The organism is Proteinivorax tanatarense (assembly GCF_040267685.1).
Lineage (GTDB): Bacteria > Bacillota > Proteinivoracia > Proteinivoracales > Proteinivoracaceae > Proteinivorax > Proteinivorax tanatarense.
In genome coordinates, this window is the sequence record NZ_CP158367.1 from 2,108,711 (window position 1) to 2,128,076 (window position 19,366).

Annotated in this window: 18 protein-coding genes, 1 pseudogene and 1 riboswitch; of the genes and pseudogenes, 2 read left to right on the plus strand and 17 right to left on the minus strand. The window is 35.2% G+C overall.

Annotation, left to right across the window (positions count from 1 at the left end):
- Window positions 1–3 precede the first annotated feature (3 nt).
- The 16 genes and pseudogenes from PRVXT_RS10445 to PRVXT_RS10520 form a co-directional block, all read right to left on the minus strand.
- The gene (locus PRVXT_RS10445; RefSeq protein ID WP_350342815.1) at window positions 4–531 is read right to left on the minus strand and encodes a cob(I)yrinic acid a,c-diamide adenosyltransferase; all 528 of its coding nucleotides are present in this window, start codon (window positions 529–531) and stop codon (window positions 4–6) included.
- Window positions 497–1,327 carry an ABC transporter ATP-binding protein gene (locus tag PRVXT_RS10450; RefSeq protein WP_350342816.1) on the minus strand — a complete coding sequence of 277 codons (831 nt, stop codon included), beginning with the start codon at window positions 1,325–1,327 and terminating at the stop codon, window positions 497–499. Before PRVXT_RS10450 ends, PRVXT_RS10445 begins: the two co-directional genes overlap by 35 nt.
- Window positions 1,327–2,382, minus strand: coding sequence for a FecCD family ABC transporter permease (locus tag PRVXT_RS10455; RefSeq protein WP_350342817.1), 1,056 nt, complete (start codon window positions 2,380–2,382; stop codon window positions 1,327–1,329). The genes PRVXT_RS10450 and PRVXT_RS10455 overlap by 1 nt, the downstream gene beginning before the upstream one ends.
- Window positions 2,383–2,390: 8 nt before the next feature.
- On the minus strand, window positions 2,391–3,329 hold the full coding sequence (locus PRVXT_RS10460; protein ID WP_350342818.1) for an ABC transporter substrate-binding protein: 939 nt from the start codon (window positions 3,327–3,329) through the stop codon (window positions 2,391–2,393).
- A gap of 19 nt (window positions 3,330–3,348) precedes the next feature.
- Window positions 3,349–4,203: a hypothetical protein gene (locus tag PRVXT_RS10465; protein ID WP_350342819.1), complete on the minus strand. Its 855-nt coding sequence runs from the start codon at window positions 4,201–4,203 to the stop codon at window positions 3,349–3,351.
- Window positions 4,200–5,252 (minus strand): pyridoxal phosphate-dependent aminotransferase, encoded by a 1,053-nt coding sequence (locus PRVXT_RS10470; RefSeq protein WP_350342820.1) that lies wholly within the window; start codon window positions 5,250–5,252, stop codon window positions 4,200–4,202. The genes PRVXT_RS10465 and PRVXT_RS10470 overlap by 4 nt, the downstream gene beginning before the upstream one ends.
- Window positions 5,253–5,266: 14 nt before the next feature.
- Window positions 5,267–6,208, minus strand: coding sequence for an adenosylcobinamide-phosphate synthase CbiB (gene cbiB, locus PRVXT_RS10475; RefSeq protein WP_350342821.1), 942 nt, complete (start codon window positions 6,206–6,208; stop codon window positions 5,267–5,269).
- Window positions 6,201–7,700, minus strand: a complete 1,500-nt coding sequence (locus PRVXT_RS10480; RefSeq protein ID WP_350342822.1) for a cobyric acid synthase — start codon at window positions 7,698–7,700, stop codon at window positions 6,201–6,203. Before PRVXT_RS10480 ends, cbiB begins: the two co-directional genes overlap by 8 nt.
- 14 nt (window positions 7,701–7,714) lie before the next feature.
- On the minus strand, window positions 7,715–8,296 hold the full coding sequence (gene cobC, locus PRVXT_RS10485) for an alpha-ribazole phosphatase (RefSeq protein WP_350342823.1): 582 nt from the start codon (window positions 8,294–8,296) through the stop codon (window positions 7,715–7,717).
- On the minus strand, window positions 8,297–9,049 hold the full coding sequence (cobS, locus tag PRVXT_RS10490; protein ID WP_350342824.1) for an adenosylcobinamide-GDP ribazoletransferase: 753 nt from the start codon (window positions 9,047–9,049) through the stop codon (window positions 8,297–8,299).
- Window positions 9,050–9,058: 9 nt separating this feature from the next.
- Window positions 9,059–9,616: a bifunctional adenosylcobinamide kinase/adenosylcobinamide-phosphate guanylyltransferase gene (gene cobU / locus PRVXT_RS10495; protein ID WP_350342825.1), complete on the minus strand. Its 558-nt coding sequence runs from the start codon at window positions 9,614–9,616 to the stop codon at window positions 9,059–9,061.
- Between the two features lie 54 nt (window positions 9,617–9,670).
- Window positions 9,671–10,423: an AIR synthase related protein gene (locus tag PRVXT_RS10500; RefSeq protein WP_350342826.1), complete on the minus strand. Its 753-nt coding sequence runs from the start codon at window positions 10,421–10,423 to the stop codon at window positions 9,671–9,673.
- Complete coding sequence (locus PRVXT_RS10505) at window positions 10,398–10,937, minus strand: ECF transporter S component (protein WP_350342827.1); 540 nt, start codon at window positions 10,935–10,937, stop codon at window positions 10,398–10,400. The genes PRVXT_RS10500 and PRVXT_RS10505 overlap by 26 nt, the downstream gene beginning before the upstream one ends.
- The gene (locus PRVXT_RS10510) at window positions 10,931–12,295 is read right to left on the minus strand and encodes a cobyrinate a,c-diamide synthase (RefSeq protein ID WP_350342828.1); all 1,365 of its coding nucleotides are present in this window, start codon (window positions 12,293–12,295) and stop codon (window positions 10,931–10,933) included. The genes PRVXT_RS10505 and PRVXT_RS10510 overlap by 7 nt, the downstream gene beginning before the upstream one ends.
- A gap of 103 nt (window positions 12,296–12,398) precedes the next feature.
- Window positions 12,399–12,583, minus strand: a riboswitch (cobalamin riboswitch).
- 54 nt (window positions 12,584–12,637) lie between these two features.
- Window positions 12,638–13,516, minus strand: a complete 879-nt coding sequence (locus tag PRVXT_RS10515) for a DUF4097 family beta strand repeat-containing protein (RefSeq protein ID WP_350342829.1) — start codon at window positions 13,514–13,516, stop codon at window positions 12,638–12,640.
- A gap of 161 nt (window positions 13,517–13,677) precedes the next feature.
- Window positions 13,678–14,997: pseudogene (locus PRVXT_RS10520) on the minus strand (sodium:solute symporter family transporter); the annotation flags it as partial.
- Between the two features lie 87 nt (window positions 14,998–15,084).
- On the opposite strand from PRVXT_RS10520, the gene PRVXT_RS10525 reads away from it, so the two are divergent.
- Window positions 15,085–16,677: an ABC-F family ATP-binding cassette domain-containing protein gene (locus tag PRVXT_RS10525; protein ID WP_350342830.1), complete on the plus strand. Its 1,593-nt coding sequence runs from the start codon at window positions 15,085–15,087 to the stop codon at window positions 16,675–16,677.
- 102 nt (window positions 16,678–16,779) lie between these two features.
- Here PRVXT_RS10525 and PRVXT_RS10530 read toward each other — a convergent pair whose 3' ends face one another.
- The gene (locus PRVXT_RS10530; RefSeq protein WP_350342831.1) at window positions 16,780–17,373 is read right to left on the minus strand and encodes a cell wall hydrolase; all 594 of its coding nucleotides are present in this window, start codon (window positions 17,371–17,373) and stop codon (window positions 16,780–16,782) included.
- A 158-nt stretch (window positions 17,374–17,531) separates the two neighbouring features.
- On the opposite strand from PRVXT_RS10530, the gene PRVXT_RS10535 reads away from it, so the two are divergent.
- Entirely contained in the window at window positions 17,532–19,343 is a 1,812-nt protein-coding gene (locus tag PRVXT_RS10535; protein WP_434064294.1) for a YgiQ family radical SAM protein, read from the plus strand.
- Window positions 19,344–19,366 lie beyond the last annotated feature (23 nt).

Here is a 19,366-nt window from a genome sequence, read left to right on the forward strand (position 1 = left end):
TGTTTATTTTTCTATACCCTCTCGAGATGTTACTCCACTATCATAATAATGTCTGATTTTATTCATTTCTGTTATTAAGTCTCCCCGTTCTTTAATTGCTGCAGGGACATTTCTTCCTGTTAGGATAATTTCTAAACTTTCCGGCTTGTTATCCAAAAAATCACAAACTTGTTCTTCTGATAATAGTTCATTTTTTAGAGCACCCATAATCTCATCCAGTATTAACACATCACAGTTTTGTTTTTTGATGTATTCCACAAACTCAGCCCATTCTTTTTGGGTTTGCTTTTTTAGGTCTTCCTGTTCTAATTCTGTAAGATTCCAAAAAAGTTTTTTTGCTTCTGCAAGTCTATAAAGTCTAATATTCTCAAAGCGCTTTATACTTTCCTCTTCACCTGTATACATTCCTTTTAAAAACTGTACAAAAGTTACGTGAAACCCTCTTCCCGCCGCTCTAAAAGCTAAACCTAATGCAGCAGTTGTTTTTCCTTTCCCTTCACCGGTATAAATTTGAATATACCCTTTTTCCATATTGAGTCTCCTCTCCATGTTTCCCCATTGGTATGATATGTGGCTTATTAGTTATGGGATTTTTTATTATACAGCATTTTGCCTTATAAACCTTTTCTATAGCCTCCTCAGTAATCACCTTTTCAGCAACACCAAGGTCCCTTATTTTACCCTCGTTAAGTAAAATTAAAAAATCACTATATTGTGCTGCCATATTAATATCATGCAACACAGAAATTACCGTTAACTGCTTTTCTTTGCATAAATATGAAATTGTATCTAGCAGTTCTAGTTGATGATGTATATCCAAGTGAGATATTGGCTCATCTAATAGCAGAATGTCCGTTTGTTGAACTATTGCTCTGGCAACAACTACCCGCTGTCTTTCCCCACCACTTAGTGTTTTTACTGATTTATCTTTAAACTTCCATGTGTTAGTCATTATCATTGCTTCTTTAGCTATTTCAAAATCTTTTTTTCCTTCTACCTCAAATCTTTTTAGATACGGTGCTCTTCCCATCATTACAATATCTAGTACAGTAAAGTCAAAATCAATTTTTGTTTCTTGCGGTACGCAGGCTACTCTAGTCGCCATATCCTGCGAGGACATAACAGTTATATCTTTATTATCTATATATATTGATTCTTTATCAGGTTCCAAAATCTTTAATATATTTTTAAGCATGGTAGTCTTTCCAGACCCGTTTGGTCCTAAAATACTATAAAACTTGCCTTTTTCAACCTTAAAACTAACCCCGTCTAGCACAATTTCTTGCCCATATCGCCAGTTTAAGTCATTTACTGCTATTTCTGACATTAAATTACCCCTTTCTTTTTAGTTTTATATAGTAAATATAAAAAATAAGGAGAGCCAAAAATAGCCGTTACTGCCCCCACTGGTATCTCAGTGGGAGAAACAAGAGTTCTCGCTAAAGTATCAGATATAATGAGGAAAATAGCCCCACCCAAGGCTGAAAAGGGTATAAGAATTCTGTGATCAGGCCCTAAAAGCATTCTTACGCCATGGGGGACTATTAAACCGACAAAACCAATTATTCCGCTTACTGAAACAGTAAAGGCTATCATTAAAGAAGAGGTTACTAAAAGAATTTTTTTAGTCTTGTCGGTTTCTACTCCTAGAGTTTTGGCAGACTCTTCTCCTACCATTATCAAATTTAAGTCTTTAGCATAAAAATAAACTAGAATTGATCCAATGATAACCACTGGCAATAAAGTTATCACCTGCTGCCAGCTAGCAGCTGCAACGCTACCCATCACCCAAAAAACTATACTTTCTATTTTGTCTCTATTGAAAATCATCATAACTGAAATTATTGAGGACAACATAGCACTAATAGCTATTCCAGCTAAAAGCAAAGCTGTTACAGGCACCTTTGTTCCCACTCTGGCTATGTTGTATACCACTAAAACTGTTGCAATGGCCCCAAGAAATGCCATTAAATTAATAAGGCCAATACCAGCAAAAGTTTTTTCAATTCCTATAACGATTGCTATAGTTGCTCCCAAAGCTGCCCCTGAGGATACTCCAACTACGTAAGGATCAGCCATGGGATTTTTAAACATTCCTTGAAAGGTTGCTCCTACCACAGATAGGCTCATACCAACTAGGCCTGCTAAAACTATCCTAGGCAACCTAATCTGCCAAATAATAGTTCTATATGTATCAGAGACCCCATCATCATAAAGATATTTGCCTATACCAGGTATTTTCTCAAAAACTACCTTTAGGCTTTGTCCAAAAGAAATATCTGCAACCCCTAATGTACTTACATATATAATTAACACAAATGTAATAAGTAAAATTATGCAAAAAAGTGTCTTATAGTACTTTATCTTTTCAACAAAGCTCATGTTAATACCTACTTAAAAACGTCTGGGTGAACAATTTTTGCTAGTTGCTTTAATCCTTCAGCTATTCGTGGTCCTTGTCGATCCAATAAGTTATTATCAATCTCATACACTCTTTCTTCTTTCACAGCTGTCAATTCTTTATATCCACTCGCCTCCATTATGCCCTCTTTAGCATTGTTATGTTTCGAAACTATCAACATATCAGGGTCTTGCTCCACAAGCCTTTCTAAACTATAGTTCCATCCTTCTATCTCACTAGCTACGTTTTCAGCGGAAACCATTTCAATAATCTCATTGATAAATGTATCCCCTCCGGCAGTGAAGTCTCCATGTTCTCCATATCCTACAACATAATATATTCGTGGGTTAGGTTGATCTTGTACTTTTTCTGTCACTTGCTCAATTGTTTCTTCCATTTCACTTACTAATTCTTCAGCCTCTTTATTAGCATCTAAAATTTTACCAAGTTTCTCTATAACATGATAAACACCTTCAAAGCTATCTTGAGGATTCAATAGCACCACTTTAATGTCAAGCTCTGTCAGTTTGTTATATACATCTTCGCTAAAGTGCGTAGAAGCTACAACCACATCAGGTTCTAGTTCGACAATCTTTTCTATGTTAGGCTCTTGCAATGTGCCTATAGACTCTATTTGTCCAACTTCATTAGGATAATCACAAAAATCAGTTCTACCTACTAAATAATCTTCCTGTCCTAAAGCAAAAATAGTTTCAGTGATACTAGGTGCAACGGTTATTATTCTCTCTGGTTTTTCTTCTAAAGTTACTTCATTATCGTAAGAATCAGTAATTGTTAATGGAAATTCTGTACTTTCTATTTCCATAGACACATCTTCATCTTTATCTCCAGCTCCTTGACATCCTCCCATAAATAATAGGCCTAGCATACTCATTAATAAAATAAAGGTTGTTAATTTTTTGTTCATCTTATCCACTCCCTAAGAATTATAAAATTTTTGCTCCACCCTCAGTGGAACTTAATTGATACACTTTTTGAAAATCAAACTTTGCTCTTGATGTTAATAGGTTTTTAAACCTATCAACATCAAATTTATCATCATGTAAAACTCCACATACTGTGCCGCTATGGGCAATGTTTACTCCGTATGCGCCACATTCTACTGCTAACTCATTTAAATCATTATAGTACGACCTCATTAAAATTTTTTGATTTTTTTGGGCGCTTTTTGTTGCTGCTTTTGCTATAAATTCAAGTTTTTTTTCCTTCACCCCCTTTATTAAGCAACTTAATTCTCCCTCGACTATGGGAAGAGCTCTCCCTTCTACCTTTTTATGAAATTCTTCTGTTTTAATAAATGAATCTTTTTCTAAAACTAAAACAGAAAAAGAGGGAACGTCACCTAACTGTTCTATTAAGCTTCCTGTTACATGGTCAAACAAGGTAAGCTTGTTAAACAATGTACTATCAGTTGGTTCTACCTGTGTTAATAAATGAGCTAAAAATACTTCATCTAGTTTATCCCCTAGCAGGTGGGCCACCCCAGTTACCGCTGCGGACATATCAGCTGTGCTACTAGCCATTCCCTTAGCTTTAGGGATATGAGATTTTATTGAAACATGTATTTTTGATAAAAGGTTTTGTTGAGAAACACTAGTAAGATATAAATCTATTGCTTTGTGGACTTTTGGAGGCAAAATCGATACATTTCTACTACCCTCTATACTAACTTGTACTGTGGAAAAAAGATTAACAGGATATGAGACAAGCATCTGTCTGCCATTTATTTTTCCTTGTATTAACTCTCCGCAGGAACCGGGAGCTTGTACTATAACTTTCACATTAAAACTTCTTTTAAAGCTTTAATTAGTTGTTGATTTGCCTCTCTATCTTTAACAGCTACTCGAAAGTGATATTTTGTTAGTCCTGTAAATCCCTGTGGGACCCTAATGAGTATTTTTTTCTTTAGCAGATTTTCCTTTATTTGGAACGCTGTTAATTTTTTTGACTTAAGTAATAAGAAGTTAGCCTCACTGGGCACAACAGCAACCCCTTTAATTAACTTTAATTGATTAAATAAGTATTTCCTCTCTTCTTCCACCCACAAACGGGATTTGGCGATGTATTGTTTGTCTTTAAAAACTTGTAAGCCAGCCAATTCCGCCAAAGAATTTACACTCCAAGGTTCCATTTTCTCCTTAACACTAGCAGCCAATCTACTATCTCCTACAACACCATAACCCAATCTAACACCGGGAATACCAAAAAACTTAGTGGCAGCCCTTATTACAATTATATTTGGGTGCTGGATTAACTTAGGAACCACGCTTGTTAAAGGATATTGTTGTGAAAATTCTATAAAGGATTCATCAACCAGTAGCCAACTCTCTTTTTCTTTTAGCCTTTGTGCTAACGATGTAATTAAAGCTGGGTCTAGTAACGTTCCAGTAGGATTATTAGGATTACATAACACCATCAGCGAGTTGCTAGTGATATTTTCATAAATACTATTTAAATTTAATGAACCGTCTTCTCTAAAAGCTACTATCTCTTTATAAGGTTTGTTGTTAACTTTAGCTGCTCTTTTATATTCTGAAAAAGTTGGGCAGGGAATAATTATCTCGTTTACATTTGAGGCTGAGACTACTTTATAGATAATTTCTACTGCACCATTTCCAACAACAATATGATTTATATCACCAATGCATAGATATTTAGCAATTGCATCCCTCACTTTTTTATAGCTTATATCAGGATATCTTGAGAAAACTTCTAAATTGTCCATTAAACTGACTTTTAAAGACTGGGGCACTCCAAAAGGATTTATATTAGAACTGAAATCAATAATCTCTTTATCGTATTTATAAATGTCTCCTCCATGATAATTCATTGGACTCTCCTCTCTTAAAACAAAAAGGTAATGGTTGTTAATATAATCAGCATTAAAAAAGTAGAGGTATACATCAACACGTTCATCCTTTTAATATCATAAACTTCTATGGACTTAAGTGAGTCTCCCATACTTGGTTTTTTTACTAAATTGTTTCCATAATAACAGGGTCCCCCCAATTTTATACCTAACGCACCTGCTGCTGCAGCTTCTGGGAAACCAGCATTTGGACTTAAATGACTGGAATTATCTCTCACCATAATTCTCCAACTATTTTTTGCATCTCTTTTTAAAAGTATAGAAGCCAAAAATATTAGTACACCAGTTAGTCTAGCCGGCAAATAATTTGCGATATCGTCAGTTTTAGCCGATGCCCAACCAAAAAACTTATACTTATCATTGTTATATCCAACCATTGAGTCTAGGGTGTTAATTCCTTTATATGTTAAAGCTAAAGGTGCTCCCCCTATAAAAGCGTATAATATAGGTGCAATTACTCCATCAGATAAATTTTCCGCCACTGTTTCTATTGCACCTTTTGCAATTTCTTCCTCTGTAAGTTGTGTTGTGTCCCTGCCCACTATATAAGACAAGTACAACCTTGCTTGGTTTATATTTTTGTCCTTTAATGCATAATAAACCTTCATGCTCTCCATCATCAAACTTTTAGGTGCTATAGCAGTCCATAGAAGAACAATATTTATAAAAATATAAAAATAGAAATTGATAGCTGCACTCCCTCGAACAATAAATATAGAAATGATATAAGTTAATAATATAGTAGATATTGTCAAAAAAATTCCTGCAATTTTCAGTCCTTCTTTACTTGTAACAAACTTCCTTGTCGTTTGCTCAAATACTACTATATACTTTCCCATGATTCTGACAGGATGGTAAAACCAGTATGGATCACCAATAAATATATCCAGTACAAAAGCTATCCATAAACTACCCATTAATACCTTCCTCAATTATTTTATAAACAGCACTAACATCAATATTCTCTCTAACTATTTTTTCAAGCTTATTTAACTCTCTTTCTCTAAAAACCCAAAAATCTTCTATAAACTGATGGGACAACTCTTTACCTCTGCTGCTCCTCACTTTATTTAGCAATCTTTTTGTAAACTCTCCATTATCAAAAATACCATGTAAATAAGTTCCAAAAACATCTTTTTCCTCGTTAACGGCTCCTTCTCGGTATTTTAATTTACCATTTCCTGAATTTACTGTTGTCAAGTAACTGCCTTCAGAAAGCTTAGACTTCCCCATATGAATTTGATAACCTCTGATGCTACATCCAAAAATATTATCCATGCCGTTAGAAATAGTTGTAACCTTTTGACTTTCAAACTCAGTAACTATAGGCAACAACCCTAGTCCTTCAACCTCAGATACACTTGACTCCACCATATTATCATCAACTATTTTATTTCCTAACATCTGAAATCCACCACAAATTCCAAAAATATAACTTCCCTTTTCCTTTGCCTTTAAAATTTTATCCGCCATTTTACTTTCTTTTATTTTTTCCAAGTCAGATATAGTGCTTTTACTGCCCGGTATTATAATTAAATCGGGATTGCCTAAAGGCTTATCTATATCTACATATCTCAAGCTCACCCCTTCATGAAGTTGCAGAGGATTAAAATCAGTAAAATTTGATATTTTAGGAAGTTTAATAATAGCAACATCCAAACTTTCTTTTGCATTTATGTGATTGCTCCATGTTATCGCGCTGTCTTCATCTTCTAAATTTAAGCTAAAGTGAGGTATTACACCAATCACCGGGACTCCCACCATGTTTTCTATCTGTTCTATCCCAGGCTTTAACAACTCCTTATCTCCACGAAATTTATTTATAATTATTCCTTTGACTCTATCTTTTTCATTTGGGCTTAAAAGCTCTAATGTGCCATATATCGATGCAAAAACTCCACCTCTATCAATATCAGCTACTAGCACCACCGGAGAATTTGCCATTTCAGCCATCCCCATATTGACTATGTCATCCTTTTTTAAGTTTATTTCTGCTGGACTTCCAGCTCCTTCTATAACAACTGCATCATTTTCTTCCGCTAGTGAGTTGTAGACTTCTTTAATCATCGCTTTAAGTTTAGGTTTATATTGATAGTACTCCATGGCGTTCATGCTTTCTTTTACTACACCGTTTAATATTACTTGAGACCTTTTATCAGCAGATGGTTTTAGCAAAATAGGGTTCATTTTTACGTTAGCTGTTTTTCTACATGCCTCTGCCTGCAGTGCTTGTGCCCTCCCAATTTCGTGTCCTTCCAAAGTTATATAGGAGTTTAAAGACATGTTTTGCGATTTAAATGGGGCTACATTTAGACCATCTTCTGTTAAGATTCTACATATGGCAGCACTAAGTATGCTTTTCCCTACAGAAGAAGCTGTTCCTTGAAGCATTATACTCTTGTTTTTCATATATGCACCTCCAATTAGCAATTCATTTTTTTTATAGTACAGTGCCCCTGATTAATTTCAAACAAACTATATTTTCCATGATCAAAAGTAAAATTCCAAAAAAGTGTTTCATTTTGACATAATAGTATCGAAGCTATAGCCTGTAAACAGCCTTTATGAGCCACTACCACAATTTTATTTGTATTTTTTTGTAAAAGATCGCCGGTTACATATTCTTTTACTCTTTTAAACATTTTAGCAAAGCTCTCTCCTCCAGGAGGCGCAGTATCTTTGAAGTCATTACACCATTTTTCCCACTCCATTGGATATTGAACTTTAATTGTTTCAAAATCTAAACCTTCCCACAATCCAAAATCTATTTCCACTAACTTAGATTCTAGAGTAATTTTATTTGCAGTTATAATCTCAGCTGTTTGAATACAACGTTTCATAGGACTAGAGACCACTTCATCAAAGCAAATTTTAGACATCTTATTCTTTAAAAGATATGACTGTCTTATACCTTTTGAGTTGAGGTCGCAGTCAATTCTTCCATAATAAACTCCCTTTTCATTCAAATCTGTAACCCCATGGCGTATTAAGTACAAATATTGCATTTAAAGACCTCCTAAGATCCCAAACATCAAAAATATCGCTAAGAAAAATAGCTCCACCACTTCATTCACCGCCCCTAGAATATCTCCACTTAACCCACCAATTTTATTGCTAAAATACACCTTTAGAATAAGAGCTAAAAAAAGTGAGAAAATAAAACTAAACAACCCTGCATATTCCAAAAAAATAAAACAAATTATAGAGCTATAAAATATCATTACTGCTGTTTGAGCAAAGGTTGTTTTGCCCACAAACAGTGAACCTAAGCTTTCTCCCTTTCTTGCGCATTTACCTTTGTATAAGGTAACCCCTATAGAAGTCCTTCCAATCATAGGGGTTACCATGATTATTGGCAAGAGAATACTAGAATCGATTGCATCATAAAAAGCTAGCTTAAAAAATAAAACAAAAAAAAGCGCCAATACCCCATTAGTGCCAACTCTGCTATCCTTCATTATTTCCAACATTCTTTCTTTTTTTCTTGCCGAATAGATAGCGTCACTTGTGTCAGCTACTCCGTCAAGATGTAACCCACCTGTGATTAGCGTGTTGGATAAAAGTACAAAAATTAGAGGAATCAATCCTTCAAAAATAATACTGCTCATGACAAATACCAGCCCGTTAATTGCTCCGATGATTAACCCCACTAAAGGAAAATAAATAACCCCCTTTGAAAAGTCTTGATTTTCAACCTTAAGTTCTAGGTTTATGGGTATTCTTGTCAAAAATTGTAACATGATAATTAATTTTTTCATTATATTACCTCACTTAATTTTTACAGGTATAGAGGATACTACTAAATACACTTCATCTGCTCTTTTGGCAATAATTTGATTAATCCTGCCTGCCATGTCCCTAAATACCCTTCCAAGCTTATGTTCTGGTACTATCCCGCTTCCTACTTCATTAGTTACTAAAATCAAATTCGTGTTGACTTCGATAGCTGTATCAATTAAAAAATTAACCTGCTTGACAATTTGGTCTTCTATATCATCTAAAACTTCAATTTCTATACTGTCCTCATTAAAGTCAGAGTTATATAATAATAAATTGGATATCATTACAGTTATACAGTCTAACAAAACTCCGTCATATGTGTCCTTTTTCAAAGCTTTATGTAGGTCTTTATAGCCTTCATGGGTTTTCCAATAACTTGGTCGGTTTTTTTTATGCTCTTTTATTCGCTTTTTCATCTCTTCGTCAAAAGCAATAGATGTTGCAAGATATAAGATTTTTTCCCCAAATTCTTTAGCTAACTGCTCTGAAAAAGAGCTTTTCCCACTTCTAGCCCCACCAGTTACCATGGTTATTTTTGATGACATATCTTTTTTCTCCTTTTTTAATTTTTCTTATCTCTCCCAAAACCATTGAATTTTTTAATTAAAAAAAGCTATGGGAGTAATTGGAATGTCAAAGTCATCCAATAATTTAGCTACATCGTGTTCCTTAAGAGAAACAATTGCACAAGTAGAAGGTCCAGCTGTTTTTTCTATGTCTAAGGGCATATTTTTATAAAGTTTGTAATTTAAACAGTTTATTCTAGCCATTTCTTTTATTTCATAAAGTATCCCTTTAGAACCCACCGGAAGAATTTCGTTAACATAATCTTTTTTTAGTAAAGCTTGTAACATATCCAGATTAAAAACTCCACTTTCCCCTTGCTCAATAACTTCTTCCCCAACTTTAGGCTCACCGATAACAACTGCTATGTCACCTAGCCTAGTTCTAGAATGGTTGAAATCCCTCTTTTTCATTACTCCTATCACTGTCAATCCCATTGCTGTTTGTACAACAGGGATATTTTCTTCTGTACTCCCGTTAATAGCTATATCACCTTTAGTTTTCACTCTATTCACAGCTTTTTTGATCCCCTGCAAAATTTTTTTGCCTGTGTTATTCATTTCAACTGACAAGGGATTTATTACAGCAATGGGCCTAGCGCCAACAGCTATTACTTCCATTAAAGCGACTTGGGTAGTATAATAACCCATAATTTTTGGATCTACTTTAACTACATCTCTTTCTTTACTCCCTATCCCCCCACAAGAATCACAAGCGATTACAAGTATATCTTCTTTATTTACAGAAACTAAGCTAATATCTCTATACTTCATCGAATTTATAACCATTTCTTACCCTATTGGGTAAAAGTTTATGAATTGTTACTGCCATTATTATATTTACTAATGATGCTAAAGTAAGGGGTATTAGCATAAAATAAAATAATTCCCAACCCCTTAAAGGAAGTTGAAATAACACGCTAAAGGGTACAACAATAAGGGCTGCAACAGGACCATTTAAAAAAGTTGCTGTTATAGCAGAAATCAAGTAATTGCTTTTTTTATATGTCCATCCAAAAACATAAACAAATGCAGCCATTTGTATAGAAATAATAATGTGCATTGGCAAAGTTAAGTAAAAACCACTAGTAGCTGCAGTAATTAGATGTGCTAAAAATCCTACTAATGCACCTGCTGCTGGCGTTAAAAATAAAGCTGCAAAGTAAGCCGGCATTGAATCAAGTGCTATGCTGGTGCCTTGTATTTTTATTAACGAGCCAATATAAGATATAGAAATCAGCAAAGCACAATATGTCATTAAAAGTGTATTAGTTCGAAAATTTCTTTTAGCTACCTTTAGCAATTATATCCACCCCTCTTTATTTCTTTAATCTTATGGATTGCGTTTTTAACTAGATTTAAATTGCTGTAAAAATGAAAATGAGGGTAACCAGCTAAAGTATTTTTTTTATGCAAACCACATTTCCAGCTGTGCTTTTTTCTAACGTGAAGTACATCATAAAAATAATTTAATGAAGATTTGTCTTCTATTTTTGATCTATGAAATTCATGGCCCTTTATTTTAAAACTGGACTTTGTCTTTACATGGACATAACCAAACCTTTGCAACCTTTTAGTCATATGTGATGATGTAGAAAAGAAACCCACCATTTCATTATGATTTCCATCCAAATCTACTATCCTGTTTGTTAGATACATCAGCCCACCACACTCTGCATAAGCAGGCAATCCTTGCGATAATAATGTTTTTAGCGATTTTCTAAATTCAATATTATCTTCTAATTCTTGAGCAAAAACTTCAGGAAATCCCCCACCAAAATATAAGGCATCTAGCCCTCTCGGAAGCTTTTCATCATGGATGGGACTAAAATAAATCAGTTTTGCTCCAAGTTCTTCAAGCAAAGTTAAGTTATCACGATAATAAAAGTTAAATGCCTCATCTTTAGCAATTCCTATGTTAATTCCTTTTGCAATACCTTTTAAATGACTTGCAGGATTTTGTGGAATAATTAACTTATCCTTATTTGCAATCTCCTCAAGTTTATCCAAGTTTATATGCTTTTCAATTAGGGAAGTAATCTCTTCAAGTTTTGTGTTTAAATTAGAAACTTCCTTTGGAAGAACCAACCCTAAATGCCTACTTTCCAAAGTAAGCCCTTCCTTTGCTGGTAGATACCCTAAGCAGGGTATGCCTGTATTTTTTTCAATTGCTTCTTTTATTAATTGATAATGAGCGTCGCCTGAAACTTTGTTAACTATTACCCCTTTTATTTCTACTTGTTGATCATACATTTTATATCCCAACACCATAGCTGCTGCGCTATTTGACATTGCTTTTCCATCAATAACTAGTATAACGGGAGCTTTTAACGTTTTAGCTATATGAGCTGTGCTACCTGGGTTTTTCTCGCAACTAGATCCGTCATAAAGTCCCATAACACCTTCAATAACAGCTATATCCTTGTGTTTGAGGTTTTTTCGAAATAGATATTGTAAAATTTCCTCTTCTAAAAGATAACTGTCAAGGTTTATAGAATAGGAGTCTGTTACAAACTTATGAAAACTAGGGTCTATATAATCTGGCCCCACCTTGAAAGGAGCCACTGCTTTTTGCCTCTTTTTTAAAGCAGCCATAATCCCCAGACTTATTGTGGTCTTGCCAACTCCACTAGATGTTCCAGCAATTAAAATCTTTTTCAAGCTACTCATCCCCTTTAAACATAAAAAAACACATAGAGTTCTATGTGTTTTCAAGCTTTTTTAACAACAAAAAAAACTCACACACTTCCCTCCGAAGCTATGATGATTAAAGCATTTCAAGGCAGGTCTCCTGACTCTCAGATCAACTTACTCTCTTCCCCTTCCCGTAAAACCAGTGGTTATGGAAGATTTCATCCCTGAACACAGTAGCGGGGGCTGTAGAGGATTCTAACCTCTTTCCCTTTTAAGCATTTGGAATAAAAATGCACCCTAAAATTCTATTTAATTTTGGTTACATTATATTTTAAATAAGATTAACTGTCAACCAAATCTTTTTTTATTTTAATACAAACCAATTTTTAAATTTCCTGTGGAAGTGATGATCTCAAGGGCACCTTTTCCTGAGCTTAAAACACCTTTAATGCTCCCATTATCTACGCTTATTGATGTTAATTTTAAATCAGAAATATTCATATCGCCTGTGCTAGTTGTAGCCACCAATTTTAGAGAAGGGTCAACTAGCTCAACTTTTACATTGCCGGTGGAGGTCTGAATTCTGTTGTTTTTACTTGAGGTCAACTCTAAATTTCCGGTAAAATTCCCGGTGCTTGATTTGCTATCTATTGTACCCTCCAAATAAGATATGGTTAGGTTGCCAGTACTGGCTTTTCTTTTTAAACTTCCTTCAACTTTTTCCAAATATACATCTCCAGTGCTAGTCTTTATTTCTAAGTTACATATAGCCTGCTGTATGTTTACATCGCCGGTACTTGTTTCTATATATAAGTCATTATTAACTGACTGAATATTTACTTCACCTGTACTAGATTTAAAAGTTCCCCCAAAATCTTTTGGAATCCGTATAGTATAGCCTACAGTGGCACCGTTAGAAGCATTATGATTTTTAGGCACTTCACTTCTTATTTTTATTTTTTCGTCACATTTATCTATACTTATTTCTGTATTATAAGCATTTAATTTGGCATCTTCTTTGTTGTTGGCCATTCCTACAATGTTAGCTTCAATAAAGACAAAATCTTCATCCCAATTTTCTACTATAATATCACCGGTACTAGTAAGTACATCAAGTTCTATGCCTTCAAAGTAATCCACATTAAATTCCTTGCTTGTTTTATACTTTTCGCTATTAATCTCTGTTTCTGTATTAACACTACATCCTGCTAAAAATAAACAAGCAAATATCAAAAGTAATTTTCTCATTTTAAAACCTCCCACATTTTCCCTTACTAAAATTCCTTTTATAATAATAATAACCTTAATGTTAAATATATTCAATATTTTTGAAAAGTTAATTTCTTAGCTTTTACATAAAAAAAGCTGCGGAATAAATCGCAGCTTTTTCTATATTATGAGTTGAAATATTACGCATCCATTACCGCATCCATTATTTCGTCAAGCGGTTCCTGCTCAGTTACATATGAAACTACTATAAATACAATTAAAGATAATACCATAGAAAGTGCACCGATGTAAATACCGTTAGGAAGCTCATAAACACCTGCTGTTGCCAATATTTCTAATCCGACACTAGACAGGAGTCCAACTATTATAGATGCTATGGCACCTTCTTTAGTAGCTCTCTTCCAATTTAATCCAACACCAAGAACAGGCGCTAATGCTGCTGCAAATGTTCCCCAACCAACTGCACCTAACAGTGCTATGCCATCATCTCCCATCTGTAGCACAGTTGCCACAGTAATTACTGAGATGGTAACAACAGCTACCCTTCCGTAAATCAGCTGTTTTTTGTCGGATAATTGTTTGCCAAATGCTTTAGGTAAATCTCTTACAGCTGCAGCTGAAGCTATGTTGATAAAGGCATCACATGTAGACATTATTGCCGCTGCAACGCCAGCTAAGACAATACCAGCTAATACAGGGGGGGTAAATTCAGTCAAAAATACCAATATGGCATCATCAGGGTTAGCAAGAGGAGCTATTTCACCTATCATAACAAGATAGCGCATAACTAAACCTACTCCAAAAAACAATAATCCACCAAGAATGGCAGGAACAGCAGCTACCGCTGGGCCCCATTTAAGTTTATTGACATCTTTTATCATATACAATCTAGATACAACGTGTGGTTGTCCCACAATTCCTATGGATAGAGCAAAGAACCAACTCATAGCCACCATTGGCCCCACAAGCCCCCAAGGTCCTACAAACTCAGGCATAGCAGTGCCCATATCTGTAAAGGGTTGGGTAGCTATAGTCTGATTTATGTTTGTCAACCCATCTCCTGTTGTTAAAGTTAAAATAAAAACCAGAAATGAACCGATAGCCATTATTGAGCCCTGGAATACACTGGTATATGTACCTGCCAAAATACCACCAGCTGCAGAATAGAGGGCAACTATTGTCATCCCTATAATAACACCTTGAGTCACGGTTAAAGCAGGAAATATATATGCAATTATTGTCCCTAAAGCTAGCACTTGGGTACCTAAAAATACTACAATTCCTACTAAAGTTGCAATTCCAGTTAACCCACTAGCAGTTCTACTTTTAAACCTATAGTAAACTGCATCAGCAACGGTCATTGCCCCTGTAGCATCAGTTAAAAGACGCATTCTTTTCCCTAAAATATACCACGCCATTGCAAAAGATATAGATGTAGGAAAAGTGAACCAAAGAGCTCCCATACCTACTGAATACGTCAATCCTGGTCCTCCAATAAATAAAAATCCACTCCTTTAGCTTGTTCCCATTAAACTTATTTTGTGATATGATTGAGAAGTTAATTTATTATGTAAAGGACGGATAAAATGATAACTACAACAAATCTAAGCCTTCGTTATGGCGGAAGGGTTCTTTTTAAAGATGTAAACATAAAGTTTACCCCAGGAAACTGCTATGGGCTTATCGGTGCTAATGGTGCAGGGAAGTCAACATTTCTTAAAATTATATCTGGAGAGATAGAGCCTACAAGCGGAAATGTTAGCATAGCTTCAAACCTACGTCTTGGTGTGCTAAAACAAAACCATCATGAATATGACCAATATAACGTTGTAAAAACAGTTATAATGGGTCATAAAAGGTTGATAGACATTATGGAGGAAAAGGAAGCTTATTATGCTAAGTCAGACTTTTCTGATGAAGATGGCATTAAACTTGCCGAGCTTGAAGCTGAATTTGCTGAACTTAACGGCTGGGATGCGGAACCTAATGCTGAAAGCATACTAAACGGTTTAGGTATTTCAAGTGAAAATCATAACAAAAGAATGGAAGAGCTCAACGGTGTGGAAAAAGTAAAGGTCCTACTTGCGCAAGCACTCTTCGGTAACCCTGACATTCTTCTTCTAGATGAGCCTACTAACCATTTAGACATAGAGGCTATCAATTGGTTGGAAAATTTCCTCCATAACTTTGAAAATACAGTTATAGTAGTGTCCCATGACAGACACTTTTTAAATCAAGTTTGCACCCATATAACTGATATTGACTTTAGTAAAATAACAGTTTTCCCAGGAAATTATGATTTTTGGTATGAATCTAGCCAGCTAGCCCAAAAGCAAGCAAAGGAAGCTAACCAGAAAACAGAAGCTAAAATGAAGGAATTACAGGAGTTTGTTAGACGCTTTAGCGCCAATGCATCTAAGTCAAAGCAAGCTACCTCTAGAAAAAAAATTCTTGATAATTTAGAGCTTGAAGATATAAAACCATCTTCTAGGCGATATCCTTTTGTGGACTTTAAGCCAGATAGAGAGGTTGGTAATGACCTATTATCAGTAAAGAACCTTTCAAAATCTGTGGATGAAGAAGTTCTCTTAAATGATATCAGTTTTACTGTAAACAAGGGTGATAAAATTGCTATCTTGGGTGAAAATGAAATTGCCAAAACTGCCCTGTTTGATATTCTAATGGAGAATGATAAACAAGATTCTGGAGAGTTCAAATGGGGGGTGACCACTTCTTGCTCATATTTTCCTAATGATAGCTCTTGCTATTTTGATGATTGTGATTTAACCTTAGTTGACTGGTTAAGACAGTTTTCAGAGGAGAAATCGGAGTCTTTTATCCGAGGATGGCTAGGTAGGATGCTGTTTTCAGGTGAAGAAGCTCTTAAAAAAGCCGATGTGCTTTCCGGAGGAGAAAAGGTTAGGTGTATGCTTGCCAAAATGATGCTAAGTGGAGCTAACGTTTTGCTTTTTGATGAGCCCACAAACCATTTGGATTTAGAATCAATCACAGCACTTAATAAAGCTTTAGTAAATTATAAAGGAACTTTAATCTTTACTTCCCACGACCATGAAATCATCAAAACTACAGCAAATAGAATAATCGAAATAACCCCCGATGGAATTATAGACAAAGAAACAAGTTATGAGGATTACCTACAATGGAAATTAAACAGATAAGTAAAAAAGTAAGCTGTAAGGCACAAATGGCCCTTATAGCTTACTTTTTTAGCTAATGTTTACTAGCTTTAAAACTATCAACAACAGATTAGTTAACAGGTGTTATTTAAAAAACGTATGATTACCAATGGTTTTAACATATTGCCTAGTCTGCTGCACAGTAAAATCTTCGGCAATTTCTTGATTCATAAAAAATAAAGTATCGCTGGGCACTTCATGTTGGCCATCAATAGCACGCCCAACAGCTTCCTGTGTTTTAGGTGTAATATCATTAACTCTCTCTAAACTACCATCCCAGGTAGGATTAAATTGACCTCGTTGAAATATAACTTCTTCTACAGTGCCAGGATAGTTTTCGCTGTCTACTCTGTTTAAAATCACGTTCACCACAGCAATTTTACCCTCTAAAGACTCTCCCTGAGATTCAGCTGTAACGATCCGTTCCAACAACTCAATTTCAGTTACAGTAAATTTTGGAGTAAACCCTTTGTGATAAGTAGGCTCCGGCCCCACATGTTTAATGCTAAACACTTGCTCTTTTTTACCTTCTTTTTCTAAACCATAAGCAGAGTTAAAGATAGCATCTTGAGCAAAATAAACTGCTCCAAACACTGATAAAAATGTTATTAACATTATAGATACATAGCATAACAACAGCGTACTATTTTTTGCAGTCATTTTTGCCTTTATAAGCATTTATAATTTCCTCCTCTTAAAACTAATTGTGATAACCAAGTTAATATAATATTAGCTTTTTCGACTTTTGTCAACATATTTTGACACCCATTCACACTTTGTTAAAAATTAAAAAATGCTATATAATAGTAACACCTATTATTTTCAGGAGGATTTAGATGACTAATGAATTTTTACCTATAAATAAAGAAGATTTGTTAAAAAGGAATATAGCCCAGTTAGATTTTGTTATAATCAGTGGTGATGCCTATGTAGATCACCCCTCATTTGGAGCTGCCATTATTGGCAGGGTCCTTGAAAGTCAGGGCTTTTCTGTGGGGATAATCCCCCAGCCCAGCTGGGAGTCAGCCGATGACTTTAAACTTTTAGGCAAACCCAAGTACGCTTTTTTAATTACCGGTGGTAACATTGATTCAATGGTCAATCACTATACCGTTTCAAAAAAACGCAGGCATGATGATAGCTACTCTCCTGGCGGGCAAGGGCACAAGCGGCCGGATAGGGCTACAATCGTCTACGCAAACAGAGCTAAAGAAGCATACAAGGATGTGCCGATAATCTTAGGTGGTATTGAAGCTAGTCTTAGGAGGCTGGCCCATTACGATTATTGGGATAATAAAGTCCGTCGGTCAATTTTGCTAGATTCTAAGGCTGACCTTTTGGTCTATGGTATGGGAGAAAAACAAATTGTTGAAATAGCAGAAGGTTTAAAAAGTGGATTACTTATAGAACACTTAACCTATATTAAGGGAACTGTTTTTAAAACAAGTGATCCTTCTAGTGTATATCAGGGGAAATTCTTACCTTCTTTTAAAGATGTTAGCTCAGACAAAAGCGCCTATGCCAAAAGCTTCAAACTCCAGTATAGAAATACTGACCCTATAAGCGCTGATACACTAATTGAACAGTATAATAAAAATACTTATGTAGTACAAAACCCACCGGCCCCGCCGATGACAACAGATGAGCTAGACAGCATCTATCTCCTCCCCTTTACTAAAACTTGTCATCCTATATATGAGAAGGACGGCGGAGTTCCAGCTATAAAAGAGGTGAAGTTTAGCCTAGTAAGTAGCAGAGGTTGTTTTGGAGGCTGTTCATTTTGCGCCCTCACCTTTCATCAGGGGAGAATCATTCAAAACCGTAGTAAAGAGGCCATAGTTAATGAAGCAAAAGCAATGGTAGGTATGAGCGATTTTAAGGGATATATCCATGATGTGGGCGGTCCCACAGCAAATTTTAGAAAACAAGCGTGTCAAAAACAAACTAAACATGGAGTCTGTACTGACAAGCAGTGCTTATACCCAAAACCTTGTAAAAACCTAAAAGCAAGTCATAGTGATTATAGCGAGCTTTTAAAAGAGCTTAGAGATATTCAGGGTGTTAAAAAGGTGTTTATCCGCTCTGGGATTCGCTATGATTATCTTTTAAAGGACACGGATGATACCTTTTTTAAGGAGTTATGTGAGCACCATGTCAGCGGACAGCTTAAAGTAGCACCAGAACATATTTCACCTAAAGTTTTGAGTAAGATGGGTAAACCCAAGCGAGAAGTTTATGAAAAATTCGCCGATAAATTTTATAAAGTAAATAGGCAAATTGGAAAAGAACAATACTTAGTTCCTTATCTTATGTCAAGTCACCCCGGCTCCGACCTTGATGCAGCAATTGAGTTAGCGGAATATTTAAGAGATATAGGGCATACGCCAGAGCAGGTTCAAGACTTCTACCCCACTCCAGGTACTCTTTCTACATGTATGTATTATACTGAAATTGACCCTCGAACAATGGATGAGGTGTATGTGCCTAAAGCTCCCCACGAAAAAGCGATGCAACGAGCGCTAATTCAGTATAAAAACCCCAAAAATTATCATCTAGTTTTAAAGGCTTTAAAAAAAGCTAACAGAACAGATTTAATTGGTTTTCATAAAAAAGCTTTAATAAAACCTCGGAAGCCAGTTAAGTTATAGAACTAAAAAAAAGAGTGTTGGTT

Coding starts and splice junctions, on each gene's coding strand:
- PRVXT_RS10445 (WP_350342815.1), bottom strand. CDS start 531: ATGGAAAAAGGGTATATTCAAATTTATACCGGTGAAGGGAAAGGAAAA.
- PRVXT_RS10450 (WP_350342816.1), bottom strand. CDS start 1,327: ATGTCAGAAATAGCAGTAAATGACTTAAACTGGCGATATGGGCAAGAA.
- PRVXT_RS10455 (WP_350342817.1), bottom strand. CDS start 2,382: ATGAGCTTTGTTGAAAAGATAAAGTACTATAAGACACTTTTTTGCATA.
- PRVXT_RS10460 (WP_350342818.1), bottom strand. CDS start 3,329: ATGAACAAAAAATTAACAACCTTTATTTTATTAATGAGTATGCTAGGC.
- PRVXT_RS10470 (WP_350342820.1), bottom strand. CDS start 5,252: ATGAATTATCATGGAGGAGACATTTATAAATACGATAAAGAGATTATT.
- cbiB (WP_350342821.1), bottom strand. CDS start 6,208: ATGGGTAGTTTATGGATAGCTTTTGTACTGGATATATTTATTGGTGAT.
- PRVXT_RS10480 (WP_350342822.1), bottom strand. CDS start 7,700: ATGAAAAACAAGAGTATAATGCTTCAAGGAACAGCTTCTTCTGTAGGG.
- cobC (WP_350342823.1), bottom strand. CDS start 8,296: ATGCAATATTTGTACTTAATACGCCATGGGGTTACAGATTTGAATGAA.
- cobS (WP_350342824.1), bottom strand. CDS start 9,049: ATGAAAAAATTAATTATCATGTTACAATTTTTGACAAGAATACCCATA.
- cobU (WP_350342825.1), bottom strand. CDS start 9,616: ATGTCATCAAAAATAACCATGGTAACTGGTGGGGCTAGAAGTGGGAAA.
- PRVXT_RS10500 (WP_350342826.1), bottom strand. CDS start 10,423: ATGGTTATAAATTCGATGAAGTATAGAGATATTAGCTTAGTTTCTGTA.
- PRVXT_RS10515 (WP_350342829.1), bottom strand. CDS start 13,516: ATGAGAAAATTACTTTTGATATTTGCTTGTTTATTTTTAGCAGGATGT.
- PRVXT_RS10525 (WP_350342830.1), top strand. CDS start 15,085: ATGATAACTACAACAAATCTAAGCCTTCGTTATGGCGGAAGGGTTCTT.
- PRVXT_RS10530 (WP_350342831.1), bottom strand. CDS start 17,373: ATGCTTATAAAGGCAAAAATGACTGCAAAAAATAGTACGCTGTTGTTA.
- PRVXT_RS10535 (WP_434064294.1), top strand. CDS start 17,532: ATGACTAATGAATTTTTACCTATAAATAAAGAAGATTTGTTAAAAAGG.